This is a genomic window from Streptomyces sp. NPDC003691, from assembly GCF_053981115.1.
In genome coordinates this window covers 39,138-65,160 of record NZ_JBSFNQ010000028.1, presented here as the reverse complement: position 1 = coordinate 65,160, position 26,023 = coordinate 39,138, and the positions used below count along the sequence as shown (strand labels likewise).

Annotated in this window: 22 protein-coding genes and 1 tRNA gene; 9 read left to right on the top strand and 14 right to left on the bottom strand. The window is 71.8% G+C overall.

Annotated elements, in window-relative coordinates:
- Positions 1–10: 10 nt before the first annotated feature.
- Entirely contained in the window at positions 11–1,018 is a 1,008-nt protein-coding gene (locus ACWDR0_RS16175; RefSeq protein WP_456352313.1) for a methyltransferase domain-containing protein, read from the bottom strand.
- A 177-nt stretch (positions 1,019–1,195) separates the two neighbouring features.
- Between ACWDR0_RS16175 and ACWDR0_RS16170 the strand changes: the two genes are divergently transcribed.
- Positions 1,196–1,600 carry a globin gene (locus tag ACWDR0_RS16170; protein WP_456352312.1) on the top strand — a complete coding sequence of 135 codons (405 nt, stop codon included), beginning with the start codon at positions 1,196–1,198 and terminating at the stop codon, positions 1,598–1,600.
- A gap of 290 nt (positions 1,601–1,890) precedes the next feature.
- Here the strand turns inward: ACWDR0_RS16170 and ACWDR0_RS16165 are convergent, their stop codons facing one another.
- From ACWDR0_RS16165 to ACWDR0_RS16130, 8 genes are all read right to left on the bottom strand, one after another.
- Positions 1,891–2,664, bottom strand: coding sequence for an IclR family transcriptional regulator (locus tag ACWDR0_RS16165; protein WP_456352311.1), 774 nt, complete (start codon positions 2,662–2,664; stop codon positions 1,891–1,893).
- A 201-nt stretch (positions 2,665–2,865) separates the two neighbouring features.
- The gene (locus ACWDR0_RS16160) at positions 2,866–3,558 is read right to left on the bottom strand and encodes a hypothetical protein (RefSeq protein WP_456352310.1); all 693 of its coding nucleotides are present in this window, start codon (positions 3,556–3,558) and stop codon (positions 2,866–2,868) included.
- Positions 3,555–3,995, bottom strand: a complete 441-nt coding sequence (locus ACWDR0_RS16155; protein WP_456352309.1) for an acyl-CoA thioesterase — start codon at positions 3,993–3,995, stop codon at positions 3,555–3,557. Before ACWDR0_RS16155 ends, ACWDR0_RS16160 begins: the two co-directional genes overlap by 4 nt.
- Positions 3,996–4,144: 149 nt before the next feature.
- Complete coding sequence (gene ettA / locus ACWDR0_RS16150) at positions 4,145–5,809, bottom strand: energy-dependent translational throttle protein EttA (protein ID WP_456352308.1); 1,665 nt, start codon at positions 5,807–5,809, stop codon at positions 4,145–4,147.
- A 287-nt stretch (positions 5,810–6,096) separates the two neighbouring features.
- Entirely contained in the window at positions 6,097–7,593 is a 1,497-nt protein-coding gene (locus ACWDR0_RS16145) for a Cys-Gln thioester bond-forming surface protein (RefSeq protein ID WP_456352307.1), read from the bottom strand.
- A gap of 515 nt (positions 7,594–8,108) precedes the next feature.
- Complete coding sequence (locus ACWDR0_RS16140) at positions 8,109–8,711, bottom strand: single-stranded DNA-binding protein (RefSeq protein WP_456352306.1); 603 nt, start codon at positions 8,709–8,711, stop codon at positions 8,109–8,111.
- Between the two features lie 178 nt (positions 8,712–8,889).
- Complete coding sequence (locus ACWDR0_RS16135; RefSeq protein WP_456352305.1) at positions 8,890–10,731, bottom strand: GTP-binding protein; 1,842 nt, start codon at positions 10,729–10,731, stop codon at positions 8,890–8,892.
- A gap of 4 nt (positions 10,732–10,735) precedes the next feature.
- The gene (locus ACWDR0_RS16130; RefSeq protein ID WP_456352330.1) at positions 10,736–12,319 is read right to left on the bottom strand and encodes a dynamin family protein; all 1,584 of its coding nucleotides are present in this window, start codon (positions 12,317–12,319) and stop codon (positions 10,736–10,738) included.
- 313 nt (positions 12,320–12,632) lie between these two features.
- On the opposite strand from ACWDR0_RS16130, the gene ACWDR0_RS16125 reads away from it, so the two are divergent.
- From ACWDR0_RS16125 to ACWDR0_RS16100, 6 genes are all read left to right on the top strand, one after another.
- Positions 12,633–12,705, top strand: a tRNA-Arg gene (locus tag ACWDR0_RS16125).
- A gap of 390 nt (positions 12,706–13,095) precedes the next feature.
- A complete protein-coding gene (locus ACWDR0_RS16120; RefSeq protein WP_456352304.1) occupies positions 13,096–14,337 on the top strand; it encodes a helix-turn-helix domain-containing protein in 1,242 nt (413 codons plus the stop codon).
- Positions 14,338–14,473: 136 nt separating this feature from the next.
- Positions 14,474–14,812, top strand: a complete 339-nt coding sequence (locus ACWDR0_RS16115; RefSeq protein ID WP_456352303.1) for a hypothetical protein — start codon at positions 14,474–14,476, stop codon at positions 14,810–14,812.
- A 519-nt stretch (positions 14,813–15,331) separates the two neighbouring features.
- Entirely contained in the window at positions 15,332–15,547 is a 216-nt protein-coding gene (locus ACWDR0_RS16110; RefSeq protein WP_456352302.1) for a hypothetical protein, read from the top strand.
- Positions 15,540–16,205 (top strand): hypothetical protein, encoded by a 666-nt coding sequence (locus ACWDR0_RS16105; protein ID WP_456352301.1) that lies wholly within the window; start codon positions 15,540–15,542, stop codon positions 16,203–16,205. Before ACWDR0_RS16110 ends, ACWDR0_RS16105 begins: the two co-directional genes overlap by 8 nt.
- A 352-nt stretch (positions 16,206–16,557) precedes the next feature.
- Entirely contained in the window at positions 16,558–17,745 is a 1,188-nt protein-coding gene (locus ACWDR0_RS16100) for a right-handed parallel beta-helix repeat-containing protein (RefSeq protein WP_456352300.1), read from the top strand.
- Between the two features lie 60 nt (positions 17,746–17,805).
- Here the strand turns inward: ACWDR0_RS16100 and ACWDR0_RS16095 are convergent, their stop codons facing one another.
- The gene (locus ACWDR0_RS16095) at positions 17,806–19,335 is read right to left on the bottom strand and encodes a right-handed parallel beta-helix repeat-containing protein (protein ID WP_456352299.1); all 1,530 of its coding nucleotides are present in this window, start codon (positions 19,333–19,335) and stop codon (positions 17,806–17,808) included.
- Positions 19,336–19,591: 256 nt separating this feature from the next.
- Between ACWDR0_RS16095 and ACWDR0_RS16090 the strand changes: the two genes are divergently transcribed.
- Positions 19,592–21,379 carry a DHA2 family efflux MFS transporter permease subunit gene (locus tag ACWDR0_RS16090; RefSeq protein WP_456352298.1) on the top strand — a complete coding sequence of 596 codons (1,788 nt, stop codon included), beginning with the start codon at positions 19,592–19,594 and terminating at the stop codon, positions 21,377–21,379.
- 4 nt (positions 21,380–21,383) lie between these two features.
- On the opposite strand, the gene ACWDR0_RS16085 is transcribed toward ACWDR0_RS16090, so the two are convergent.
- Positions 21,384–21,866 carry an SRPBCC family protein gene (locus ACWDR0_RS16085; protein WP_456352297.1) on the bottom strand — a complete coding sequence of 161 codons (483 nt, stop codon included), beginning with the start codon at positions 21,864–21,866 and terminating at the stop codon, positions 21,384–21,386.
- Between the two features lie 185 nt (positions 21,867–22,051).
- Here ACWDR0_RS16085 and ACWDR0_RS16080 point away from each other — a divergent pair, with 185 nt between their 5' ends.
- Positions 22,052–22,558 (top strand): SgcJ/EcaC family oxidoreductase, encoded by a 507-nt coding sequence (locus ACWDR0_RS16080; RefSeq protein WP_456352296.1) that lies wholly within the window; start codon positions 22,052–22,054, stop codon positions 22,556–22,558.
- Here ACWDR0_RS16080 and ACWDR0_RS16075 read toward each other — a convergent pair.
- The 3 genes from ACWDR0_RS16075 to ACWDR0_RS16065 all read right to left on the bottom strand — a co-directional run bounded on the left by ACWDR0_RS16075 (position 22,521) and on the right by ACWDR0_RS16065 (position 25,886).
- The gene (locus ACWDR0_RS16075; RefSeq protein WP_456352329.1) at positions 22,521–23,921 is read right to left on the bottom strand and encodes an ATP-binding protein; all 1,401 of its coding nucleotides are present in this window, start codon (positions 23,919–23,921) and stop codon (positions 22,521–22,523) included. The two genes, ACWDR0_RS16080 and ACWDR0_RS16075, sit on opposite strands and share 38 nt — an antisense overlap.
- A 46-nt stretch (positions 23,922–23,967) precedes the next feature.
- Positions 23,968–24,834 carry a response regulator transcription factor gene (locus ACWDR0_RS16070; RefSeq protein ID WP_456352328.1) on the bottom strand — a complete coding sequence of 289 codons (867 nt, stop codon included), beginning with the start codon at positions 24,832–24,834 and terminating at the stop codon, positions 23,968–23,970.
- A gap of 146 nt (positions 24,835–24,980) precedes the next feature.
- The gene (locus tag ACWDR0_RS16065; protein ID WP_456352295.1) at positions 24,981–25,886 is read right to left on the bottom strand and encodes an NADP-dependent oxidoreductase; all 906 of its coding nucleotides are present in this window, start codon (positions 25,884–25,886) and stop codon (positions 24,981–24,983) included.
- Between the last annotated feature and the right edge of the window lie 137 nt (positions 25,887–26,023).

The window sequence follows — 26,023 nt, the reverse complement described above, 5'->3', positions numbered from 1 at the left end:
CGCCGTGCCTTCAGCCGGGGTCGGCCTCGCCGAGGGGCCAGACGTACGGACCGCCGGGGTCGTCCAGCCAGGCCCACTGGCGGCGCTGCCCGACCGTGATCCCGAACCGGTCGCGGCGCGGCCGCCGTTCCCGCTGCCACAAGGACAGTGCCTCGTGCGGGTCCAGACTGCCCGCCGTCAGCGCCAGCAGAAAACGGAACAACTCGTTCTCGGCGGCGCGGCGGGGCAGGCTCCGGGGCCGGACCGCGGGAGCGCGGCCCGCACCCCGCAGCGGTACGAAGTAGGCCGGGGTCCGCAGAAAACGGCCCTCCGCGAACCGGCCCCGCGCATCGTCGCGGACCCGCAGCACGACCAGTCCGGTGGAGACCGGGGCGATGATCCGGGCGTCCGGGCGGCACTGGGCGAGCCAGTCGGGCGGGATCGCGGGCAGGGTGCAGGTGGCCAGGATCCGGTCGAAGGGCGCCCGCCCCGGTGCTCCGCGGGCCCCGTCGCCGGTCACCACCGACGGCCGGTAGCCGGCCGCCGCCAGATGGGCCCGGGCGGATTCGGTGATCTCCGGGTCGAGGTCGACGGTGGTGACCCGGGAGTCGCCCAGCCGGTGACAGAGCAGGGCCGCGTTCCAGCCGCTGCCCGCACCGATCTCCAGCACCCGGTCCCCGTACCGCACCTCCAGGGCCTCCAGCATCCGCGCCATCAGCGACGGCTGGCTGCTGGAGGAGAGCAGCGCGCCGTCGCGGACCCGGGTGGCCAGCGGTCCGTCCGTATAGGCCCCGCGCAGCCAGCGGTCCCGGCGTACGGGGTCGGGGTCCTCGCCCCACAGCCGTTCCCAGCCCCCGGGGCGGCCCGGCCGGGCGGGCACCGGGACGTAGTAGTACGGGACGAAGAGATGCCGGGGCACCTCCTCGAAGGCGAGCCGCCAGGCGGGGTCCCGCAGCCCGCCGTCGGCGACGATCGCGCCCACCAGGGCGCGGCGGGCTTCGTCGGCGGGCTCGGTGTACCGCTGCGGCAGGGTCCCCATGTCTCCACTGTGCTGCGCGGCCGCCCCGGAGGCGAGCAGCACCGCCGCGGGGCCCGCGACCGGTCACCGGCGGGCCGTCACCGGGCTGTCGAGGAAGGTTGTCACCGGGCCGTCACGGGGCCGTCACCGGGACCTAGGACCCCGGTCCTGGTCCCGGTCATCTGAGACGATGGACGGGTGAACGAGATTCCGCGGGGCACCCTTCAGGAACAGACCTTCTACGAGCAGGTCGGCGGCGAGCCGACCTTCCGTCGTCTTGTTCACCGCTTCTACGAGGGCGTCGCCGACGATCCGCTGCTGCGGCCGATGTACCCGGAGGAGGATCTCGGCCCCGCCGAGGAGCGGTTCACGCTCTTCCTGATGCAGTACTGGGGCGGCCCCCGCACCTACAGCGAGAACCGCGGCCATCCGCGGCTGCGGATGCGGCACGCGCCGTTCCGGGTCGACCGGGCGGCGCACGACGCCTGGCTGAAGCACATGCGGGACGCGGTGGATGAGCTGAAGCTGTCGCCGGAGCACGAGACGCAGCTCTGGAACTATATGACGTACGCCGCCGCTTCCATGATCAACACCGAGGGCTGACGGGCGGCTTCCGGCCCGGTCCTGCCCTTGCCCGCGGCTGCGGTACGCCCGCCTCCGGTGCCCGGGCTTCCTTGCGCACCCGGCTCCCGCCTGCACACCTCCGGTACGTACGGCTCCGGTGGGCCGCGTTCCGTCGCCGGGCGGCTGCGCCGGGTCACCGGGCGCGCGGGGCGGCGGAAGTCCGGTCGCCGCCGGAACGCTCCCGTCGACGGCACGGTCCTTCCGGCAGGTAACGGCCTCCTCCGGTGCCGCTCGGCCGACGGCCGGGGCCGCCGCCCGCGGGGCGGTGATCAGCCCGCGTACCCCAGTTGCCGGGAGAGCAGTCCGGCCACCGCCACGGTCCGTTCCGCGATCTCCGGCAGCAGCTCCGGCCGGAGCCGGTACGCGGGACCCGAGACGCTCAGCGCCCCCGCAACCGTGCCGTCGTGGCAGCGCACCGGGGCGGCGACCGCGTTGAGCCCGGTCTCCAGCTCCTCCACCGCGACCGCGTAACCCCGCTCGACGGTCTCGTCGAGGATCGGCGCGAGCCGGCCGGGCGAAGTGACGGTCCGCGGGGTGTACCCGGTGAGCCCGGCGGCGAACACCCGCTCCCGTACCCCCGCGGGGGCGTGGGCGAGCAGGACCTTGCCGCTGGAGGTGGCGTGCAGCGGGGTGCGGCGGCCTATCCAGTTGTACGTGGTGACGGACGCGGCTCCCCTGGCCTGGGCGACGTTGACGGCCGCGTCGTCGTCGAGGACCGCGACATTGACCGTGTCCCCGACCTCGTCGGCCAGCCGGCGGCAGAGCGGCGCGGCCTCCTGGGCGATGTCGAGCCGCCCGGCGGCCGCGGCGGCGAGCCGCAGCAGGCCGGTGCCGAGGCTGTACTTGCCGCGCTCCCGGGCCTGGCTGACCAGTCCGCGGTTCTCCAGGGCGCCCAGCAGCCGGAAGACGGTGGACTTGTGGACCCCGAGTTCACCGGCGATCTCGGTGACCCCGGCCTCACCGTGCCGGGCCAGGCTCTCCAGGACGCTCACGGCCCGGTCCACGGACTGCACCGCGGCCGCGCCCCGGTCCGTCGTCGTCATCCTTCGTCCCCCCGCGCCCGTTCCCGTGGCCCGTGCGCCGCAGCGCACCGGACCGCCCTGCCGACCTTCCCTACCCCGGTGTTCCGGGTTCAGCCCCTTCCCGGGCCCTCCGGCCGGACCGGCCCCGGCGGACCGGACTCCGGCCCGCTTCCGGCCGGGCCCGGCACCCTCCGCCGCCGGGTTCACCCTCCGCGGCCGGGTTCAGCCCCTTCTGGTCGGGGTGAGGCTCAGCGCGCCCGCCCCGGGGCCGCCCGCGCGGAGCGCGACGGAACCGAAGGGGGTACGGAGCCGGAGCCAGTTGCCCGGCGCGGCCAGCAGCGCCACGGGGGCGCCGGGGCGCAGGAAGCCCAGGGAGTGCGCGGCGTGCACGGCGCGCAGTGGCAGCCGTACGCCGGGGAGTTCGCGGGACCAGATCTCGCGGCCGATACGGTCGCGTTCCGCGCGGTTGCGCTGCTCGGGCGGGAGTTCGCCGTCCCGGCGGCGGAATTCGGCGACGGCGGCGGCGACGACGGCCCGCATCTCGGCGACCCCGGGAAGCCCGGGCACCTCGCTCCAGCCGCCGCGGGGCGGCAGCACCCCGGTCCACGGGGGGCCGGTGACCGGCGCGGGCAGGGTGAACCCGGCGCCGTCGAGGCCGTCGAGGAGTTCACCGGCGGAGACGGTGGCGTCGAGGGCGACCGGGGAGCCGAGCCGGGCGGTACGGATCGCCAGCACCTCGAAGGAGGGCGGGCGGCCGAAGACCGCGAGATGGGGCTGCGGGCGGCCGCCGGGGTCGCCCGCCTGGACCCGGACGGCCGCTGCCCGGTCGTAGTGGAGCAGCCGGGCCAGGAAGGCGGCGAGGTCCTCGGCTTCCCCGGCGTCGGCGAACCGGAGGCTCTGCACGGGCACACTCATGCGACCAGCGCGCCCTCGGCGGCCTCCTCCAGATACTGCTGGAGGTGGGAGCGTTCGTCGGCGGTGATCCGGCGCGGGCGCCCGGCTTCGAGGTTGTAGGGGACGACGACGGTCGAGGCCCGGACATAGACCTGCGAGGCGCCTTCGGCGTCCTTGACCTCGTAGGCGATGGTCAGCGACGCGGCGCCGATGCGGGTCACCCAGGACTCGACGACGACCGGCTCGTGCCGGTGGACCAGCGGCCGGACGTAGTCGATCTCATGGCGGGCCACCACCGATCCCCCGGAGAAGGAGGGAGAGCCGTCGGAGGGCCGGAGCCGGAACATGAAGTCGATCCGCGCCTCTTCCAGATAGCGGAGGAAGACGACGTTGTTGACGTGCCCGAAGGCGTCCATGTCGGACCAGCGGAGGGGACAGCGGTAGATGTGCCGGGCCATGGGTGACGGTTCCCGCTTTCTCTGTCTGCTCGTGCTCTCTGTCTCGTGGAGCCGCGGCCGTGCGACCTGGGAGGGTCGTACGGCCGCGGCTCCCGGAGCGTCGTCCGTTCCGCGGGCCGTCCGGCGTCCCGGACGGCCAGCGGGACGGGTCAGCCCCGGGTGAGCTTCTTGTACGTGGCGCGGTGCGGCCGGGCCGCGTCCGCGCCGAGGCGCTCGACCTTGTTCTTCTCGTACGACTCGAAGTTGCCCTCGAACCAGAACCACTTGGATTCGCCCTCGTAGGCGAGGATGTGGGTGGCCACCCGGTCCAGGAACCAGCGGTCGTGGGAGACGACCACGGCGCAGCCGGGGAACTCCAGCAGCGCGTTCTCCAGGGAGGACAGGGTCTCGACGTCGAGGTCGTTGGTCGGCTCGTCGAGGAGCAGCAGATTGCCGCCCTGCTTGAGGGTGAGCGCCAGGTTGAGGCGGTTGCGCTCACCGCCGGACAGGACGCCCGCGGGCTTCTGCTGGTCCGGGCCCTTGAAGCCGAAGGCGGAGACATAGGCGCGGGAGGGCATCTCGACCTGGCCCACGTTGATGTAGTCCAGCTCGTCCGAGACGACGGCCCAGAGGGTCTTCTTGGGGTCGATGTTCGAGCGGGACTGGTCGACGTAGCTGATCTTGACGGTGTCGCCGACCTTGATGGTGCCGGAGTCCGGCTCCTCGAAGCCCTGGAGCATCTTGAAGAGCGTGGTCTTGCCGGCGCCGTTCGGGCCGATGACACCGACGATGCCGTTCCGGGGCAGGGTGAAGCTGAGGTCGTCGATCAGCAGCTTCTCGCCGAAGCCCTTGGAGAGGTTGTTGACCTCGACGACGATGCTGCCCAGCCGCGGGCCCGGCGGGATCTGGATCTCCTCGAAGTCCAGCTTCCGCATCTTGTCGGCCTCGGCCGCCATCTCCTCGTAACGGGCGAGGCGGGCCTTGGACTTGGCCTGGCGGCCCTTGGCGTTGGAGCGGACCCACTCCAGCTCTTCCTTGAGCCGCTTGGCGCGCTTGGCGTCCTTCTGGCCCTCGACCTTGAGACGGGTCTGCTTGGTCTCCAGGTAGGTGGAGTAGTTGCCCTCGTAGCCGATGGCGCGGCCGCGGTCGAGCTCCAGGATCCAGCCCGCGACGTTGTCGAGGAAGTACCGGTCGTGGGTGATGGCGACGACGGTGCCCGCGTACTTGGCGAGGTGCTGCTCCAGCCACTGCACCGACTCGGCGTCGAGGTGGTTGGTGGGCTCGTCGAGGAGCAGCAGGTCGGGGGCCTCAAGCAGCAGCTTGCAGAGCGCGACGCGGCGCTTCTCACCACCGGAGAGGTTGGTGACCTGCCAGTCGCCGGGGGGGCAGCCCAGGGCGTCCATGGCCTGCTCCAGCTGGGCGTCGAGGTCCCAGGCGTTGGCGTGGTCCAGGTCCTCCTGGAGCTTGCCCATCTCGTCCATCAGCTCGTCGGTGTACTCGGTCGCCATCTGCTCGGCGATCTCGTTGAACCGGTTGAGCTTGCCCTTGATCTCCGAGACGCCGTCCTCGACGTTCTGCAGGACGGTCTTGGACTCGTCGAGCGGCGGCTCCTGGAGCAGGATGCCGACGGTGTATCCGGGCGACAGGAAGGCGTCGCCGTTGGACGGCTGCTCCAGACCGGCCATGATCTTCAGGACGGTGGACTTGCCGGCGCCGTTCGGGCCGACCACACCGATCTTGGCACCGGGCAGGAAGCTCAGCGTCACGTCATCGAGGATGACCTTGTCGCCGTGCGCCTTGCGCGTCTTGCGCATCGTGTAGATGTACTCAGCCAAGAGAAACCGTCCGGCAGATAAGTGAGTGGGCAGAGATACACCCCATCTTGCCGTACCGCGCTCCCGTGGCGAAAACCGGCGGCGTCTCCTCCGCTCCGGCCGCCCCGCCCCTGCCACGGCCGCATGGGCCCGGGTCCCTGCGGCCGCCACCCGGGCCGGGAACGCGGGACGGCCCCGGGCGCGGTGCGCCGGCGGGGCCGTCGGACCGGTCCGGCACCGTGTTCCCACGGGCCGGACCGGGGTGAGCGCGGAGGCACTCCGCGCTCAGGGGTGGTCGCTCCGGGTGATTACTCCCCGGCGGCAGCCTTCTTCTTGCGGAGGAAGAAGACCGCGCCGCCGCCCAGGGCGACCAGGGCGATCGCGACACCGGCGATCACCGGGGTGGCGCTGGAGCCGCCGGTGGCGGCCAGGTCACCGCCGGTCGCGGAGCCGGTGGTCCCGGCGGCGGTGGAGCCACCGGTCGTGCCCGCGGAGCCCCCGGTGCCGCCCGTGCTGCTGCCGCCCGCGGTGTTCGGGGTCGGCTCGGACGACGGCTTCGGCTCCGGCTTCCCGGCCGGCTTGCAGTCCAGGACGCCCTTGAAGTTCTCCTTGAACCCGTCGGGGCCGGTGATGGTGATGTCGTACGGCTGGTCCTCGTCGACCGGCACGGTCACGGTCTTGGAGCCGCCCGCCGGAACGGTGTGCTCGGCACCGGCCAGGGTGAAGGTGAACGGCGAGTCGCCCTTGTTGGTCGCGGTGACGTCGACGCCGTTCTTGTCGCAGTTCTCCTTGAAGGTGACGGCCGGGACCGGGCCGGTCCTGGCCCAGGTCGCGGTGGCTTCGGCGGTCACGTCGGAGTTGCTGGACCCGGCGAGGATCATGGTCTGGCTGGTGCCGATGAGCGGGGTGAAGGCGCGGCCGACCGGGACGGTGGTGGTGGCGCTCGCGGTCAGCTTCGCCGTGCCGTCGGGGGCGTCGGCGGGCACCTCGAAGAACAGCTTCGCCTGGTCGGCGGCGGTCTCGACGGGCTTCCCCGCCGCGTCCACGATCTTCACACCGGCGGTCGCGGCCTCGGGCGACAGCTTCAGCGTGGCCTTGGCGGCGTTGGTGGTGACGGTCACCGGACCGATCCGGGTACCGGGCTTCCCGGAGACGGCGAAGGGCTCGAACTTGAGGGATGCCTTGGGCTCCGGCAGGTTCCCTGCCTTCTCCGCTGCCTCAAAGAGGTAGTCGGCGAGCAGCTCCGCGTTGTCGTCGGAGGCGGTGACATTGGCCTTGTCGGAGTAACGCCAGATGGCGACCTGGGTACCCGCGGCGGCGGTCTTCTCGGTGAGCTGCTTGGCTCCGGCCGTCTTCGCCAGCGCCGTCAGATCGTCCACCTGCGGGAAAGAGTTCTGCAGAATCCAGCGGATCTTGCCCGCGTCCGGGTTCTTGTTGAGGACGCTCTGGTCCCAGGGGGTCTCCTGGTACTTGGTGCCGTCCTCGGTGGGGTTGTGCAGGTCGATGCAGTACGTCTTCAGCGTCCCGCCGCCACCGCCGGTCAGCTCGAAGAGCCCGGCCGGCATCTTGAACGGCTCCTTGTCGCCCGGCGTGTGCAGCAGGGCGCTGTCGTAGACCTTCAGCCCGGCGAGCGTGGCGACCGCCCCGCCCCCGGCCCGGGCGCCCTCGGTTGCGGCGGCGGCACCGGCACCGGTGAGCGCGCCGGTGGCCACCAGGCCCGTCACCACGGCAGCGGCGGCGGCCCGGCGGGCGGCGGACCGCCCGGGCCCGCCGGAGGCGGACGACGCAGAGAACAGTGCAAACACAGAAATCCCCTCCGGGCGAGGCTCGTTGCATGATGCGCACGATGCGTGTGGGGAGTGTGCCTCGCCAACAGACTCAAGTGCCCCGTGAGTACGTGGGGATCCTATGAACGCGGCGGCGGCCGCATCCCCCGTCGTGCCGTCCTACAACCATTCCGACTCGGAATCGTTATCACCGATGCCCTCATCAACTACCCGACCCTCTTCCCTTGTCGATAAATCCCCTAGCAGTAGATATCTCCAACAGCCGCTCCTGTTGGGCAAATTCGCAGGTCAGCGCGGGACGGGCGGCTTTTGCAACAACATTGGACAAACACGGGGAGGACACCCCGGGAAGGGCCTGTGAACCGTGCCCCCCACTCCCGGAGGCCGTGTGAAGACCCTTCCGGGGAGAGGGGTTGCAGAGAGACCGCAACCTTGGTCAACCCGCGGTCACCGGTTATCCGCAGGCGGTGACTGCACCCGGCCGGTGCCGGTCCGAAGCGGAATCGCCCTGCCGCCGGCTCCCGGTGGATCCGTCAGAGAACGGACGCCGGAACAGCCACCCCCGTGGTCGCCCGGGCCGCGCGCCGGAACGCCGACGTCCCCCGGTTCAGATCGTGTCCCACCGCGATCGCTTCGATATCGACGTAGGTCCGGCGGCTGGCGTCCCCCGGCCGCCCGGCGGCCCGCCTACCGTCCGCCTGCCGACCGTCTGTCTGCCGACCGGCCCCCGGCCCCTCCGGCAACTGCCCCTGGCCGGGCCCCTGCCCCGGGCCGCCGGGGTCCGCCCCCGGCTCCTGCCGCCCCCACGGCCCCTCGCTGCCGGAGCCGCCCGGCGGGCTTCCCCCGGCGGCCCGCTCGCCCGCCTCCGGCCGCAGGTCGACCTCCCGTACCCGCAGCCGCCCGTGGACCACCAGCGGATCCCCCACCGACACCGACCCCGACACATTGGCCGCGAGCCCCCGCCACGCGGAGACCGTGTAGAAGCTCGTCGGCCCGTCCGTCCAGACGCTCCGCCCCCGGTCCCAGCGCCGCGGCGTCACCGCCATCCTGAACCGCGCCACCGGACCGTTGACCGTCTCCCGGTAGTCCACGCCCGTGGCGGCGTTCCCCACCAGCGTCACCGTCGTCTCGCTCATCACAACCACTCCCCCTGCGGCTCCGGGCCTCCCCGGAACCCTTCGCACCGGACCGGTCCCCCGACCGGCCCGCCCGCCCCGGCCGCCGGGATCTCCGCACGACCGGGCCCGCCGCCCGTCAGCGGCGCCGGACCCCCATGCTGAACCCCGTCGCCCTATCCCCGCCGGGCCCTGTGGACTACCGCCCACTTGTGGAAAACCCCGTCACCCCCAGAACAACCCCACCGTCCCCCGCACCCCGGCCGCCCCTCCCACCACCGCCCGCCCGTGTCCCGCCGAGCGCGGTACGGGCACCTCCCGCGAACGCCGCGTACTGCTCCCGCACCTCGCGGTAGCGCATCAGCTCCCCCGCCACCGGGTCCAGCACCTTCGCCCGTCCGCACCCGGCCGCGGCCTCCCGCAGCCTGCGCCGCGCATCCTGCCCGTACCGCCGAGCCGGACCGCGTACCGCCGCCGTGCACGCCCACTCCACCAGCGGCCCGCCGATGATTCCGGCGAGCATCAACAGCGCCGGATAGACCATCCCCGGCTGCAACACCCCCACGATCTGCCCCACCAGCCACAGTCCGCCGAAGATCTGCACCAGCGTCATCGACGCCTGGGCGAGCACGGCCGCGGGCCACCAGGCCGGGCGCAGCGGCCGCTTGGCGGTCTCCGCCGCCTCCCGTTCGGCCAGTTCGTCGAGGGCTTCCGGCAGCCCCTCCGCGCCCCGTACCGCCGCCTCGCGCACCGCCTGCGACCAGGGCGCGGGCAGTCCGGCGGCCGCCTCGTCCGCCACCGTACGCACCGCGTGCTCCACCCGCTGGCGGGCCGTCAACTCCTCCTCGGCGGGAGAGCCGTCGGCGGGCCGGGCGGCGCCGGGCACCCGTTTCCGCTCGTACCAGCGCCACAGCCGCAGCCAGGGCGTACCGCAGGCGCGCCCCGCGTGCCGCCGCCATTCCCGTTCGGCGGCCTCGCCCGCCGCGTCCGCGCCGACGGCCTCCGCGAGCCGGTCCGCGAACTCCTCCCGGGCGCGTTCGTCGAGGCCGGTCCGGCCGGTCGCCACATACGCGCCCCGCAGTCCGTGCGCCGCGGCGTCGACGTCGGCGGAGAGCCTGCGGGCGGCCGCGGTCCGGTCCCGTACGAACGTACCGAGCAGTTCGCGCAGTTCACCGAGGCCGGTCCCGGTGAGCGCGGAGACGGGGAGGACCGTGGCGCCGGGTTCGCCGTGTTCGCCCAGGGCCATCCCGTCCTCGTCGAGCAGCCGCCGCAGATCGTCGAGGACCTGGTCGGCGGCGTCGCCGGGCAGCCGGTCGATCTGGTTGAGGACGACGAAGGTGACTTCGGCGTGCCCGGCGAGGGGCCGCAGATAGCGTTCGTGCAGTGCGGCGTCCGCGTACTTCTCCGGATCGACCACCCAGATGACGGCGTCGACCAGCGCCAGGACCCGGTCCACCTGGTCCCGGTGCTTGCGCAGCGCCGAATCGTGGTCGGGCAGGTCGACCAGGACCAGGCCGGAGAGTTCCTCGGCGCCGCCCGCCAGCGGCCGGCGGCGCAGCCGGGACGGAATCGCCAGCCGCTCCAGAAGCCCTTCCGCCCCCTCCGACCAGGCGCAGGCGATGGGCGCCGAGGTGGTGGGGCGGCGCAGCCCGGTCTCGGAGAGCGGTACCTGCGCGAGGGCGTTGAAGAGGGTGGACTTGCCGCTTCCGGTGGCGCCCGCGATGGCGACGACGGTGTGCCGGGCGGAGAGCCGCTGGCGGGCGGCGGCTTCGCCGAGTACCCGGCCGGCCTCGGTGAGGGCGCCGTCGTCGAGGCGGGTGCGGGAGAGTCCGACGAGCTCGCGAAGGGCGTCGAGCCGGTGGCGCAGCCCGCCGCCGTACTCCACGCCGGTGATCCCGCCGTCCGCGAGCTCCTCCGCTTCCTCCCCTCCGGCGCCCGTCTCATCCGCTTTTGCCCGGGCCCGCTTCTGCGGCCTGGCTTCCTCCTGGCCGGCCCGGCGGGCGATGAGCCCGTCGTCCCAGCGCCGGTCCTCGTTCTCCACGCCCTCATCTCACCTTCTGTAGTACGGACAGCGCGGCGATCAGCTCGGCCTGGGGCTCCGGGGAGACGTCGAGGGCTTCGAGCGGCGCGAGACGGCGGTCGCGTTCGCCGTCGAGTACGGAGCCGACGGCGGCGGCCAGCAGTTCGCCGCCCCGGTCGCGGAGCCGGAGCGCGGTCCTGGCCCCGATCCGCTCGGCGAGCCGCTCCCCGGCGGAGCGGGCCCGCCGTCCGCCGAGGAGGGCGGCGGCGACGAGTGCGGCGACGGTCTCGGGGTCGGGTGCGGGGGTACGTTCCGCCCCCCGCACCTCCTCGTCCGCCAGCTCCTCCAGCTCCCGCCGCCACCGCCGGACCGCGATGCCCAGCCGCTCGGCGGCCTCCGGGTCGGGCCGGGCGGCGGCGACCCCGGCCGCGGCGGGGTCGCGGCGCCACAGGTCCCGTACCCGCTCGTCGGCGGCGGCCACGGAGCACTGCACCAGCGCGGCCAGACTGCCGGTGAGGGCGTCGAGCAGCTCACCGGCGGTGCAGTCGCGGGGGAAGCCGCGCCACCGGGTCCGGGCGTCGCCCGCGAGTACGGCTCCGGCGGCGAGCTGCTTGTCCAGCCGTACGCGCTCCCGCTCGTACGCCTCCTCGACGGCCCCCATCAGCCGTACGGCGGCGGCGTACTGCCCCGCGACGGCGGAGGCCAGCTCGGGCATCCGCGCCCGCAGCGAGTCGATCACCCCGGTCGCGGTCCGGCCGAGCGCCTGCTGGCGGGCCGCCGGGTCCTCCACGCGGTGGGCGAGCCAGGCGTACAGCGGCGCGACCGCGGTCCCCGGCAGCAGCCCGCTGCCGCCGCCCGCGGACTCGGGCAGCTCGGGGATGGTGAAGCGGGGCACATCGCCCAGCCCGGCCTTGGTGAGCAGCGCCGCGTACTGCCGGGACACCTCGTCGATCACCTGGTGCGGCACCCGGTCGAGCACGGTGATCAGGGTGGCGTCGTACTCCTTGGCGGTACGGAGGAGATGCCAGGGCACGGCGTCGGCGTACCGCGACGCGGTGGTGACCATCACCCACACATCGGCGGCGCAGATCAGCTCGGCGGCCAGCAGCCGGTTCTCGACCACCAGGGAGTCGATATCGGGTGCGTCGAGGAGCGCGAGGCCGCGGGGCAGCGCGGACGCCTTCTCGACCCGCAGCTCGGCCTGCCCGGCCGCCGGGGCGCCCTCGTTCTCCTCCTGGTGGGGCAGCCAGACCCGGGTGAGCCGGGGCAGCACCCGGTTGCCGCTGAACCAGTGGTGATCGTCGGGATGGCAGACGAGTACGGGCATCCGGGTCGTCGGCCGCAGCACCCCCGCCTCACTGACCCGCCGCCCCACCAGCGAGTTCACCAGCGTCGACTTCCCGGCACCGGTGGATCCGCCGACCACGGCGAGCAGCGGTGCGCCGGGGTCCCGGAGCCGCGGCACGAGATAGTCGTCGAGCTGGGCGAGCAGTTCGCCCCGCGTCTGCCGGGCCCGCGGCGCCCCGGGCAGCGGCAGCGGCAGACGCACGGCGGCGACCCGGTCCCGAAGGGCGGTCAGAGCATTGATCAACTGAGGCCGTGCATCCAAGGTCACCACATGTGAAGAATGCCCAATTTTTCAGCCATTTTGAAGCGTATGGGCATGTCTGCGCGCCGGTCGGACAGAGCGGACAGAGGGGATGAGTGCGGCGCAGGTATAACGAGTGCACAACATGCTCGACCGGAGGCGGGAAAAGCGCTGCGGGAATCGCACCTGCCTGCGATTATCGGTTCGCTTCACCGAACCTCCACATCGAGCCACGCAGGCGAAGCAACGGGGTCAAGGCAACGGGAGCCCTATCCTTGTCCCCGGCACGGCCACGGACTCTCGCACTCCGTTTCTCCGCGGCCACCATCATCCGGCCCCCGTAGCTCAGTGGATAGAGCAGGCGCCTTCTAAGCGCTTGGCCGCAGGTTCGAGTCCTGCCGGGGGCGCTCTTCACTTCACGGCCCAGCCCTTCCCTCCCGGGAGGGCTTTTCTGCTGTTCAGCCCCGGTCGGCGAGCACGGCCAGGGGCAGTCCCCCGCCGGGGCGACGGAGATCGGTGGGACGGCCGGGGCACCCGGGAAGCCCGGTGACGAGCACCGGGGGCGGCGGTCGGGGGCTGGTCCTTCCGGCGGTGGCGCGGAGATCTTGGGGTGAGGGTGCGCGCTTCGGGGCGGGCGCGGGAGGCGGGCGCGAGCCATGAGCCGACCGCTGGATTGCGCCAAAGAGAAGGTAGTGGGTTAGTGGCCAAGGAGGGCCCATAGCCTGGAGGGCGGTCTCCACACCCAAGTGCAGACATCGCGGGTACCGTTCCCAGTGGACGCTAGAACGGAGGCCGGTATGGCGCGTTGGAGCGAATACACCACGGGTCAGCGCATCAAGATCCTTCGAGGCAAGAACATTCGGCAGACCGACCTTGCCGAGATGACGGGCCTCTCCCTTCCCACGATTCAGCAGGCCGAACAGGGCAAGCGCCTCACCCTGCAGACCCTGCTCCTCATCGCGGCAGCCCTGGAGACCGACACCTCGGTGATCCTGGGCCAGCAGGCTCCGCGGCGGGCGATGGAGCAGGACGACCGTGCCATGCTGCGGGCCCTCTCGCGCGCCGTGCACGACACCTCCGTCGGCCTGTACCCCGACACCATCACTGCGCCCGACCTGGACACCCTTGCAGCGAACGCCCAGCACTGCTGGGACCTTTACTGGACCGGCAAGTACGTGGCGGCCGGGGCCGTGGCCGGACGTCTCCTCCCGGAAGTGGGAGCGAGGCTGCGAGAACAGCCGGTGGGAGAGCAGGCAGGCGCGTGGCGCCTGCTGGCGGACGCGTACCGGCTTGCCGGGTACGTGGCCAACCTGATGGGAGCACGGGACCTGGCATACGCAGCCATTGGCCATGCCCAGCACGCCGCCGCTTCCGCGGATGACGCGTTGAGCAGCGCCTTGGTCATGTCGGGGCGTTCGTGGATCTATCTCCGGGACGCACGACTGGAAGAGTCCCTCGCGCTCGCAGAACAGGCCGCCACGGACATCGAGCCCCGTTTCTCCCGAGCCACGACGGGTGAACTCGTCGCGTACGGCTCCCACATCAACTTCGCGGCGGTCGTGGCGTCCCGACTGGGCAATGAGGAACTGGCGGCCGACTATCTCAGCCAGTCCCATGCAGCGGGCGCGCGAATGGGCCGCGAAGCCCGAGCGCACGGAACAGTCTTCGGACCGGTAACAGCCAGCACACAGGCAGTCGGCATCAAGGTTGCCCTCGGACAGACGGGAAAGGCCCTGGACCTGATTTCCGGTATCCGGCCACAGCACGAGGGCGCACTTTCCGGCGCCGCGCGCGGCCGGTACGGCTTGGACAAAGCCATGGCGCAGGCTGACGCCAGGATGTGGGACGCCGCGCTCGACACTCTTGAGCAGGTACTGCTTACTTCGCCGGTCTGGGCTCGCCACCAAGCACTCCCAACGGTCATCGTCGAGAAGGTCGGACGGGCTTCCACCACACGCCTGCGCAGGGTTTCCAAGCTGATCGGCGCAACAACCGGAGGTAGCGAGGTCCTGCCGGTCAAGGCCAAGTCCCCCAACTAGTCATATGTGACGTATGAGTTCGCGCCTTGTGTTGGCAGCAACCCGCCCCATACGTACGACTGCCCGAATGGGGCATCGGTGAAGTCGTACGGGCCCGTTCTTCACCAAACGGCTCGGCTGCGGGATCGTCGCATTCATGACCCGAACCCGACAGCAGCGGATCCGGCGGGCTGGTCTCGCGGATGCGGCGGCCGGCTTCGATCCGCCCTATGGCCGAATACGCCGTGTCGGTGTCGTCCTCCACTGCCGCGACCTGCGCAACACATCGACTCTGCGCAGGTACGCGGAGGCACGTGACTGGCAGGTCACGGCCGAAGCCTCCGGCTGGACCGATGTCGAGATGCTTCTGGAAGCGACGGATGCCCAAGGGGTCGTCACCGACCACCCTGAAAACCTGCCTGCCGCACCCCTACGCCACGGTTGTCCTTTCATCGTGGCGATAGAAGTGGAGAACGGCGCCACGGCCAACGTCTGATCATCAGCGCATTGTTGGCCGACGGAGACATATCGCCACCACCCTGGCCGATGAGCTGCCCTCCGGCCGGAGCGGGGCACCCATCACAAGTGCCCCGGCGGAAGGTTCCTAGGCCACCGCCGGGGCTCGACCAACCAGCTTGCTTGAGGAGCTGATCAGTCGTATGCGCGATGCTATCGCTGCCTTGTTCGCCCGTCTCGGTAACCGCCTGGCCGTCTTACTCGGGCCCGCCCCGCTCGGCCGGCACACCGCCGCTCACCTTGCCGCGGTCCGGCTCGCACCGCGTGACCCGGTGCAGGCGAGTCCCTGGACGGCCCCATGGACCGGGCCCACAAAAGAAGAAGCACAGGCCGTTCTGCTTGCCCGGGAGGAGTCGGAGCGGACCGTTCAACTCCGTGCCGATACCGCCTTCGCGCCGCCCGTCCGGCGCCGTCTGTACATCGCCCCGCACGGCATCCCCCTCGACCGGCCCGTTGCCGTACGGACCGCACGGCCCGGGACGGGGTGGGGGTGGCTGCGGTGAAGCTGGAGAGTCTCCTCGCGCCGCCGCCCGCTCCGTACACCGCGCTGTGCTGCGTCTGCGGACGCCCGACCGTCGCGCCGGTCGAGGCCGGGTACATCGAGCGGGCCAGCGGCCCCGGTTATGTGCAGTACGTCTGCCCCGAACATGCCACCGCCCTCACTCCGGGGCCCGTCCCGGACGAGCTGAACCACTCCGGCGGCACCCATGCCTGACGCGGACTCCCTGCCCTGCTTTCGCGGCCGCGTGGTCCCGTGGGTCACCCCGTGGTCCGGTGCCCCCGCCCTGCCGGAGCCGGTCTTCGTCAACCACGGAACCGGATGGGGAATCGCCTACGCCGACGAGACGGTTCACGACCGCACCGACGAGGGCGTGCTCCTCGCCCGCGGCCGGGGGCGGCGGGCCACCGATGCCGGGGGCCATCCGCTGTACGAGCAGCTCGACCCCCGCCGACAACGCCACGCCTCCGACCGCCTGTTGTGCCAGGTGTGCGGGCAACGGCCGCCGCCGTCCCGGGACGGCATGCTCTGGCTGCTCGCCGGTCCCCCCGGCGACCATCCGGAGGAAGCGCTGACGACCACCCCGCCCGTCTGTCCCGACCCCTGCGCGATCCTGGCGGTCCGGCAGTGCCCGGCTCTCACCCGCGGGTATACGGCGGTACGCGTGCGCTATCCGCGCGCCTGGGGGTGGCGGGGAGTCCTGTACGAGTTCACCCGGCAGGGTCGTGGCCCCGGCACCCTGCACCGGGTCGGGGACCGAGTCCATCTCCCCCATGGGGCCCCGCGCCTGCCGTGGCTGCTGGCCGACCTCGCTGTCACCAGGCTCATGGGCTGCACACTCACCGGCCTGGACAGCGTCGAGGGCGGACCGTAAAAGCCCGGAACGGTTCTGAACCATTTCCGGGGCAGGCGATGGCCATAGCGTTTCATCGGGTCACCGGGGATAAAGCCGTTACCTCGGCAATCCGGTCAACCTTCCCCCACCTCTGGTCATTCTTTGCCGCTTCATAGCCTTCGCCAGGCTTTCACTTGACCCTGTCGAGAAGGCGGGACGGCCCGTCCGTCCCGCCGTAATCCCCCAGGGCCCTTATTCGGGCCCGAGACCGGTCGAGCACTGCCATTGGCGAAGGAGTCCCCCCATGATCCGCCTTTCCAGCAAACTCGTCTCAAGGTCATTAGCAGTAGCCGGAGCGGCCGCCCTCTTCGGCTTATCGATGCCCGCGCCCATGGCTCAGGCCGCGCATCTCTCCTGCGGGCAGACCGTCACCACCAGCGTCGTCCTCCATGCCGATCTGCTGAACTGTCCCGGTGACGGGCTGATCATCGGCAGTGCGGGGATCACCGTCGATCTCAACGGGCACACCATCGACGGTGTGGGACTGGGGGTCGGGATCCGCAACAACGGGTTCGCCAACGCCGTCGTCACCAGCAGTGCGGCGACGCAGGGGCGGGTGCAGCAGTTCGATCACGGGGTGCAGCTCAACGCCGGGACGACCGGGAACATCGTCGAGAAGATCGCCGCGCAGAACAACGAATTCACCGGTATCGGGCTCAACGGGGCTCACACCAACAACAGGGTGCGCAATAACCTCGTCGACCGGCAGGCGCACCGGGGGATCGCGCTCACCGCCGCCTCGAACGGGAATGTGATCGCCGACAATACGATCAGCGGGAATCAGGGCGAAGGCGTCTACGTCCAGAACTCCGCCAGCAATCAGATCGAACGGAACCAGATCACCAGCAGCGGAGGTGTCGGGCTGGCGCTCGAAGGGGCACGGGTCAATACGCTGCTGAGCAATACCGTCGGCACCAGCAGCGATGCGGCGATCACCCTGCGGGTCGGGTCCAACGGCAATCTTGTTCAGAGCAACTCGTCCGGCCGCAGCGCCGACGCCGGGCTGATCGTCGCCGACTCGTCCGGGAACCGGATCCTGTCCAATACGCTCCAGGGCGCCGGGGACAGCGGGATCGTCCTCAACTCCGCGCACAGCAACACCGTCAACGGGAACGACGTCCGGGGGAACACCGGCGGTATCGAGCTGAGCTTCTCCGACAGCAATGTGATCCACTCCAACAACGCCAGCAACACCACCGGGGACGGGATCAGCCTGGGGAGTTCGCTGAGGAACGATCTCCAGCTCAACCAGGCCAACGGCAACGGGTCCCGCGGTATCTACGTCGTCGGGGACGCGGCGGCCGGGGCCGGGAACAAGCTGATCCGGAACACCGCGAGTACGAACAAGGGCAACGGCATCTCCGTCTCCAAGTCCGCCCACACCCTCCAGGCCAACACCACCCGCAACAACAACGGCTGGGGCGTCTTCGCCGACCCCGGCAATGTCGACGGCGGCGGGAACCTCGCCGGCGGGAACGGGCAGAGCGGGCAGTGCGCCGGGGTGATCTGCACACCTTGAGGTAAAAGCCGGTGGGCGCCCGGCAGCACGCAGGAGCTGCCGGGCGCCCCCGGGGCACGGTCAGACCAGGTTGTGGCCCGGCAGCGTCGTACCGCCCGACCAGTCGACCTGCGGCGGCACCTGCGACGGGACGATCGCGTTCGCCGCGGGCCAGGAGTTGCCCGAGAGGTCGTTGCCGACGACCGCCGTGCCGGTGACCGGGCCGTTGAGCGTGATGCCGAACTGGGCGGCTCCGGCGCCGCGCACCCGGTTGCCCGTCACCGTGCAGTCCTTCGCGCTGCCCGCGATCCGGATTCCGGCTACGGCCGCCTTGCGGACGATATTGCCGGAGATCACGACCTCGGAGGCCGGCTGGGCGCCGTCGCCCACATAGATGCCATGGTTCGTCTTGGTGTCCTGGATATTGTTTCCGGAGGCCAGCGCGCCCGCGCAGCCCGCGATGTTGATGCCGTTCGAGCCGGGCGAGACGATGGTGTTTCCGTTGACCGAGACACCGTCCGAGTCGACGGCGTAGATTCCGGTGCTCGTCGTCCCCAGGATATGGTTTCCGCCGACGTTCGCCCCGGGAGCGTCCGCGATATGGATGCCGTTACCGGTGGTGTTCTTCAGGGTGTTCCCGGAGACGACCACTCCGCGTATCCGGTTGATGGTGTTTCCGGTCAACCGGATCCCGGACACATGGCAGTCCGTGATGACATTTCCCTTGATGACGATCGAATGGGAGTCGGTCCGCTCCGGAGAGCTGACGGCGATCAGGATCGCCGTCTGCGGGGTGCCGGTGATGACATTGTCGGCGATGACCGCGTTGCGCCAGCAGAAGGCCCGGATGCCTTCCTGGACGGCGCCCTCGATACGGCAGCCGATGATCTGGATGTTCTCGTAGCCGCGGTCGTTCTCCGAGGTGTGGCCGCCGATGGCGCGGCCCGCCGGGCCCAGGCGGTCGGAGGGGCCGAAGTAGCACCCCTGGATGAGGATGTTCCGGCAGGTCGTCAGGTCGAACGCGGGGATCGACGAGCTGCCGGAACGGGCGATGTCGAGCTGGACGGCCTCCGAGAAGCCCCGGTCCTGGGCGGTCGAGTTGTCCTTGAAGCCCTCGAAGCGGGAGTTGAGGATCCGGCCGCCGTCGATCGCGTTGAACTCGATGCCGTGCGCGGACGAGATGTTCCGGATCACCGCGTCCCGGACCGTGATGTCGCGGGCGTGGATGAAGGCCATCACATTGGTGAGGCCGGTGACCGTGCCGACACCGGCATGGGCCGCGTTCCCGTCCCAGACACCGCCCTCGACGGTGATCCCGGAGTTCCCCGCGTAGGCCGGGAAGCTGTCACCGGGGAGGAAGTTCCGCAGAAGTCCGGTTCCCGTCGAATGCGAGCGGATGGTGGCACCGTAGGCGGATATCACGGTGTTCCCGAATACGACGAGGAAGTTGTCCACGGCATAGGTTCCGGCGGGTATGACCACCGTTCCGCCTCCGGCCTGGCGGGCGGCATCGAAAGCCGACTGCATGGCGGCGGTGTCGATCGTCGTCCCGTTTCCGGTGGCACCGTAGTCGCGGACGTTGAAAACTCCGGGCTGAGTCGCAATCTGCACAGCGGACACCTTTCCTTCGTTCGAATACGCAGGCCCGGCCGGGGCTTTGGATGCCAAGATCATAGAGCGGTGTCCGACATCACCCCGCGATTTCGGCGCACGGAAGCACGGGGATAACGGAGAAGTGTGACGGCGCGGAAAGGGGCAGGGCGGCGCACTCCCGGGAGCCGGTGGCGGCAGGCAGGGCGAGGCAGTCGGCACAGCAAGAGCGGATGGGCGTAGTCCGATTGTGTTTGCGCAGGTCAGAGCGGTGTTAATGGGGATGACAACGGTGACCGGTGCAGCCTTTGCCACAAGCGCCGGGATGCGCTTCACTACCGGGCGACACATACCGGTGGGGGGTGTCCGGTGGGGGTGTCCGGAGGGCCGTATGCGTCGTTCTTACGGCGGCGGATACCGGAACCGCCGGATCGCGCCGCGCCCGCACTACCTCGTCCGCTCTTCCGTTTCCCTGCCGAGGAGTTCACCGATGGCACCATCCCCGACCGACGCCGACGCGGGTCTCGCCCGGCGGAAGTGGCTCGCCCTGGCCGCGCCGGTGTTCGGCCTGATGATCGTGGGGCTGGACGCGACGATCCTCACCGTCGCCCTGCCGACCCTGGCGACCGAACTGGACGCGACCACCACCGAACTCCAGTGGTTCACCGACGGCTACACCCTCCCCTTCGCCGGACTGCTGCTGCTTCTGGGCGTCCTCGGCGACCGGATCGGGCGGCGGCGCGTCCTCGTCGGCGGGCTGCTGGTGTTCGGCGCCGGCTCGGCGATGGTGATGTGGGTCGACAGCTCCGAGGGCCTGATCCTGGCCCGGGTCGTGATGGGCGCCGGAGCCGCCGCGATCACGCCGCTGGCGCTGTCGATCGTGCCGCTGATGTTCCCCCCGAAGGAGCGGCCCCGGGCGGTGGCCGTCGCGACGGCCGGGTTCGCGCTCGGTCTGCCGCTGGGTCCGCTGGTCGGCGGCTGGCTGCTCAGCGAGTTCTGGTGGGGGTCGGTCTTCCTGATCAACATCCCCGTGGTGCTGGTCGCCGTCACGGGCATCCTGCTCTTCGTGCCGGAGACCCGGGACCCGGACGCCGGGCGGCTCGACCTGCCCGGCGCCGCGCTCTCCCTGGCGGGGGTGACGGCGTTCGTCTACGGCGTGATCGAGCTGCCGAACAAGGGCTGGTCCGACCCGGTCGTGCTGATGACCACGCTCGGCGGGGTCGCGCTGCTCGGGGCGCTCGCCCGCCATCTGCGGCGTACCGCGCATCCCCTGGTCGACCTGGGGTTCTTCCGCGACGCCCGGTTCACCTGGTCGAGCGTCGCGGCCTCGGCGGTGATGTTCATCCTCTTCGGTGTCCTCTTCGTCGTACCGCAGTTCCTCCAGCAGGTGCAGGGCCTGGACGCGATGGCGACCGGGCTGCATCTGCTGCCGATGATCGGAACGCTGGTCGTCGGCGCGGCGGCCGGCGGCCGGCTGTCCGGACGGATCGGTACGAAGGCGGTCGTCGCCGCCGGGATGGTCCTCTGGGCCGCCGGTCTCGGCCTGCTGGCCGGGGTCGGAAGCGATACGGACTTCGCGGTCACCGGCGTCTCGCTGGCGGTCATGGGTGCGGCGCTGGGCCTCACCATGCCCACCGCCCTGGAGGCGATCATGGGCTCGCTCCCGGCCCACCGGGTCGGCGCCGGGTCCGCCCTCGCCAACTCCCTGCGGCAGATCGGCGCTTCGGTCGGAGTCGCCGTGCTCGGCAGCACCCTCAACTCCGTCTACCGGGAGCGGGTGACGGACGCAGGGCCCGCCGGGCTGCCGGAGCGGGCCCGTACGGCCGTCGAGGACAGTCTCGCCGGGGCACTCCGGGTCGCCGGGGAACTGCCGGTGGAACAGCAGGGCGCCGCGCTCGCCGGGGCGGCCCGGGACGCCTTCGTCGCCGGGATGTCCGCGGTGGCCCTGATCTGCGCGGGGCTCGCCGTGGTGACCGCGGTGCTGGTGGTGGCGCTGCTGCCCGCACACGCCGTGCAGGAGAGGGAGGAAGTGGGAGCGGGGGAACCGGAGGCCGTACGGGCCTGATGCCCTACGCCGCCCGCTGCTGCTCCTCCTCCAGGAACTCCTTCAGCCGCTCCAGGGTGGTCTCCATGGACGCGCGGTTGTACTCGGCCCGGTCCTGGACGCCGGATACCTGCCGTCCGATCCACAGCATCAGCGGGCCGCGCTGGTCGGTCCAGGTCTCGGTGACCCTGGTACGCCGTCCGGAGTCGAGGGGTTCCAGGCGGTAGCTCCAGATGGACACTCGCAGCCCGAGCGCGCGGACCAGAAAGGAGAATCGTTCCCCCGGGTCGGCGGCGGTCACCCGGCACCGCGTCGACCAGGGCCGCCGCCCGGAGTCGTTGTGTCCGGTGAATCCGGTACCCGGGCGTATCGCGGCGGGCGCTTCGGCCAGGTCCGCGCCGGTGCATTCGGGGCTCCAACGGCCCATGTCCGCAACATTGGTGACGGTGGCGTACACCAGTTCGGGCGGTACGCCGATCTCAAGGGAAACGGACACCTGCTGGTTCATGGCCGGTCCTTCCTCACAGGGTGCGATGCGCGCGGCCCTCACCGTAAGGGCAGCGGGCGGAAGCCGGGGAGGGGATCTTGGCCGAGGCTTGGGCGGGCGCTGACCGCGCCCTGTGCGGGCGTTAGTACGGGCGCCGCGATGGTGGGGGTTCCGCATCACTCAACCCCCACTGAGCAGGAGATTCGATGAAGCGTACCCTCCGAGGCCGCGCGGCCGTCGCCACCGCGGCCGCCGTCGCCCTGACCGTCGCCGCCGGAGTCGGTGTGGCCCGGGCCGGGGACGACGACGAGCGGCGGGGCAAGCCCGGCAAGCGGGAGATCGCGGCACTGTTCGGGCAGTGGAACGCGGCGCTCCGGACGGGTGACGCGGAGACCGTCGCCGACCGGTACGCGGCCGACGGCGTCCTGCTGCCCACGGTGTCCGCGCAGATCCGGACCGACCGGGCGGCCATCGTCGACTACTTCGAGCACTTCCTGCTGAAGAAGCCGCGGGGCGAGAAGATACGGTCCGTCATCAATGTCCTCGACCAGAACTCCGCGATCGACGCGGGGCTCTACCGGTTCCATCTGACCGACCCCGCGACGGGCCAGGTCTCGCAGGTCGTCGCCCGCTACACGTACGCGTACGAGAAGCGCGGCGGGAAGTGGCTGATCGTCAACCACCACTCCTCGGTGCTCCCGGCCGGCGGCTGATCCGCAGCCCGATCCGGACCCGGAGGCCGCTGCCGGGGGCGTCGCCCAGGCCGACCGTACCGCCGTCGTCCGTCACCAGGCGGCGGACGACGGCGAGGCCGAGGCCCGTCCCCGAGCGGCCGGTCAGCCCCTGGCCGCGCCAGAACCGGTCGAAGGCGCGGAACTGTTCGGCGGCGGACATCCCCGGCCCCTGGTCCAGGACTTCGAGGACGGCTTCGTCGCCGTCCGGGGCGGCCGTCAGGCGGATGGTGATGGTGCCGCCGTCGGGCGACACCTCCAGGGCGTTGGAGAGGACGTTGTCGAGGACCTGGTCGAGATTGCCGGGTCCGGCGAGGACGTACAGCCGTTCGTCGACATCGCCGGTGAGCAGGATCCTGACCCGGCGTTCGTCGGCGGCGGGCCGCCAGACACTGAGCCGTTCCGCGACGAGTTCGCGCAGCGGCACCGGCTCGGGGGTGGAGACCTGGGCCTCCGCGCGGGCCAGCACCAGCAGTCCGCTGACCAGCCGGCTCATCCGGACCACCTCGGCGGTGGCCTGTTCCACGTCCTCGCGCACGAACTCGTCGTCGACGCCGTCCGCGATGTTGTCGAGGGAGAGCCGGAGCGCGGTCAGCGGCGTACGCAACTGGTGCGAGGCGTCCGCGACGAAGATGCGCTGGGCGGCGACCAGGGTGTCGAGGCGTTCGGCGCCCTGGTTGAGGGTGCGGGCCAGGGTCCGGGTCTCCCGCGGCCCGGTGATCGGCGAGCGCGCGGTCAGATCGCCGTCGCTGAACCGGCTGGCCATGTCGTTGAGCTGGCGCAGCGGTTTGGTGAGCAGCCGAGCCACGATCGCGCCCAGGCCCGCGGCGACGGCGATGACACCCACCGCGAGGACGGCACGGAAGCCCCACACCTTCCACAGCCGGTCGCTGAGGTCGTCCGTGGCATACCGGATCCGCAGCGCGCCGACGATCGCGCGGTCCGCGGTCTGGGCCCGCGCGGGCACGGTGATCACCAGCTCCGGTCCCCAGACGGGCTGGGCGCCCCAGTCGACGGTGGTCCGGCCGTCGGCGAGGGCGAGCAGGAACGCCGAGTCGTCGGGGCGGGCGGGCCGGCCCAGCGACGGTACGGCCGTGCCGTCGGCCCAGACCGCCTCGACGACTCCGGGCGTCTCGTCGGCATACGCCTCGGCGACCCGGTCCAGCGCCTGCCGGGCGGGGGCGTCCCCGCCGAGCAGCAGGGCCATCGTGGTGGCCTCCCGGCGTACCGAGTCCTCCGTGTCGTTGCGCAGCTGGGTGGTCAGGGTGAAGGCGACCGGCACGGTGAACGCGGCCAGCGCCACTCCGACGAGCAGGACATAGCTGACGATCAGCCGCCGCACCATGCCGTGCCGCCGCACCCGGGCCACACCGCCGGGGGGCGGCCCGTCGTCATGCGGGGGGAGCGTCATGCGCTGCATGGCCGTGGTGTTCGCGTACAGGACTGGCGGGTTCGCGTACGGGGCCGGTGTCTTCGGGTGCGGCTCCGTGGTGCTCGCCGACCGCTCCGTGGCGTTCGACCGCTCCGTGGTGCTCGCCGACCGCTCCACCGGGGGCCGGGGCAGGAGCGGGGCCGGGTACGGGGTCCCCCGAGTCCGTCACCACCAGCCGGAAGCCGACTCCGCGCACCGTCTCGATGACCACCGCGCCCGCCAGTTTGCGGCGCAGCGCGGCGACATGGACGTCGAGGGTCTTCGTCGGGCCGAACCAGTTGGCGTCCCAGACCGCCTCCATGATCTGCTCGCGCGACATCAGCGCGCCCGGCTCCTCGGTGAGGAAGGCCAGCAGGTCGTACTCCTTGGGCGTCAGCGCCACCTCGGCACCGTCCAGCCGGACCCGGGCGGCCTTGCGGTCGAGCAGCAGCCGGGGGCCGTAGCGGTCGGGGCCGTCGTACGGCTGCCGGGCGGGCCGGACGCGCCGCATGACCGCGCGGATCCTGGCGATGACCTCCCGTACGCCGAAGGGCTTGGAGACGTAGTCGTCCGCCCCGATCTCCAGGCCGACCACCCGGTCCGTCTCGTCGCTGCGGGCGCTGATCACGATGATCGGTACATCGCCGCGGCGGCGCAGCGCCCGGCAGACGTCCAGCCCGTCGGTATCGGGCAGGCCGAGGTCCAGCAGGACCAGGTCGTAGGGGTCGGTGACGGCCAGGGCCGCCGTCCCCGTGGTGGCCCAGTTCACGGCGAAGCCGTAGCGGAGCAGGCCGCGCCGCAGCGACTCCGCGACCGGCTCGTCGTCTTCCACCAGCAGTACCCGCAATGCATGCACGAGGGGCACACTAATGTGCGGGCGCCGTACCGCGGAGTGCCCCGCGGCCAGCGGTTTTCACCGTCCGGCCGACCGCGGGGGCGGGTTGCCCGGAAGCGTCCGGGAACGCGCCGGGAACGCCCGCCCCGGGCCGGTCGCTACGGTTTGAGGATGAGTTTTCCGGGGGCGTGGCCGTGTTCCGAGGCGTACTGCGCCCGGCCCGCTTCGGCCAGCGGGAAGACCTCGGCGACCGGGATCCGCAGCCGGCCCTCGGCGGCCAGGACGGCGTGCGCGGCCAGTTGGGCGGGGTCGCGGCGGGCGGTGCCGGAGAAGGTGACGCCGTATTCGGCGGCGGCCGGGTCGGCGATGGTGACGATCCGGTCGGTGGTGCCGCCGCGGAGTTCGATGGAGTCGGGCAGGGCGCCCTTGCCCGCGGTGTCGAGGACCGCGTCCACCCCGTCGGGAGCGGCCTCCCGCACCCGGTCGACCAGGCCCTCCCCGTAGGCGACGGGGGTGACGCCCAGGGCCCGCAGCGCGGAGTGGCGGGCGGGGGACGCCGTACCGATGACCTGGGCGCCACGGGCCAGGGCCAGCTGGACCGCGGCGGTGCCGACGCCGCCGGCCGCACCGTGGATCAGCAGGGTCTCCCCGGCGGCGAGGCCGAGGAGGTCCAGGGTGCGCTGCGCGGTCTCGGCGGCGGTGGTGAGGGCGGCGGCCTCCTCGAAGGACAGCTCCGGCGGTTTCGGTACGACGACGGAGGCGAGGGCGTACTCGGCGTAGGCGCCGCTGTCGGTGAAGCCGAAGACCTCGTCCCCGGGGGTGAGGCTGCGGACCCCTGGGCCGGCCGCGTCCACGACGCCCGCGGCTTCGAAGCCGGGGACGGACGGCAGCGGGGTCGTGAAGGCGTTCCGGAACGCGCCGCTGCGGATCTTGTAGTCGATGGGGTTGACCGCGGCCGCGACCACCCGGATCCGGACCTGCCCGGGACCGGGCTCGGGCAGCTCGCGTTCCGCGGGCTTCAGCACCTCGGGGCCGCCGAACTCCCCGAATTCGATCACCTGCATCACTCGCCCTCACCCTCTCCCGCCGCCCCCGGGGGCGGCGGGCCGTCGCCGGTCACCGGCAGGCCAGGCTAGGGCCGCGGCGGGGCCCGGGGGCCGGAGCGCGCCGGGGCCGGGCCCCGGGCACCCCGAAGGGAGGA

What these genes read in the sequence shown, in the direction of transcription:
- ACWDR0_RS16100 (WP_456352300.1), top strand. Translation starts at nt 16,558, where the DNA reads ATGGCTCAGGCCGCGCATCTCTCCTGCGGGCAGACCGTCACCACCAGC.
- ACWDR0_RS16175 (WP_456352313.1), bottom strand. Translation starts at nt 1,018, where the DNA reads ATGGGGACCCTGCCGCAGCGGTACACCGAGCCCGCCGACGAAGCCCGC.
- ACWDR0_RS16115 (WP_456352303.1), top strand. Translation starts at nt 14,474, where the DNA reads ATGACCCGAACCCGACAGCAGCGGATCCGGCGGGCTGGTCTCGCGGAT.
- ACWDR0_RS16090 (WP_456352298.1), top strand. Translation starts at nt 19,592, where the DNA reads ATGGGGATGACAACGGTGACCGGTGCAGCCTTTGCCACAAGCGCCGGG.
- ACWDR0_RS16085 (WP_456352297.1), bottom strand. Translation starts at nt 21,866, where the DNA reads ATGAACCAGCAGGTGTCCGTTTCCCTTGAGATCGGCGTACCGCCCGAA.
- ACWDR0_RS16140 (WP_456352306.1), bottom strand. Translation starts at nt 8,711, where the DNA reads ATGAGCGAGACGACGGTGACGCTGGTGGGGAACGCCGCCACGGGCGTG.
- ACWDR0_RS16075 (WP_456352329.1), bottom strand. Translation starts at nt 23,921, where the DNA reads ATGGTGCGGCGGCTGATCGTCAGCTATGTCCTGCTCGTCGGAGTGGCG.
- ACWDR0_RS16080 (WP_456352296.1), top strand. Translation starts at nt 22,052, where the DNA reads ATGAAGCGTACCCTCCGAGGCCGCGCGGCCGTCGCCACCGCGGCCGCC.
- ACWDR0_RS16155 (WP_456352309.1), bottom strand. Translation starts at nt 3,995, where the DNA reads ATGGCCCGGCACATCTACCGCTGTCCCCTCCGCTGGTCCGACATGGAC.
- ACWDR0_RS16065 (WP_456352295.1), bottom strand. Translation starts at nt 25,886, where the DNA reads ATGCAGGTGATCGAATTCGGGGAGTTCGGCGGCCCCGAGGTGCTGAAG.
- ACWDR0_RS16105 (WP_456352301.1), top strand. Translation starts at nt 15,540, where the DNA reads ATGCCTGACGCGGACTCCCTGCCCTGCTTTCGCGGCCGCGTGGTCCCG.
- ACWDR0_RS16165 (WP_456352311.1), bottom strand. Translation starts at nt 2,664, where the DNA reads ATGACGACGACGGACCGGGGCGCGGCCGCGGTGCAGTCCGTGGACCGG.
- ACWDR0_RS16120 (WP_456352304.1), top strand. Translation starts at nt 13,096, where the DNA reads ATGGCGCGTTGGAGCGAATACACCACGGGTCAGCGCATCAAGATCCTT.
- ACWDR0_RS16160 (WP_456352310.1), bottom strand. Translation starts at nt 3,558, where the DNA reads ATGAGTGTGCCCGTGCAGAGCCTCCGGTTCGCCGACGCCGGGGAAGCC.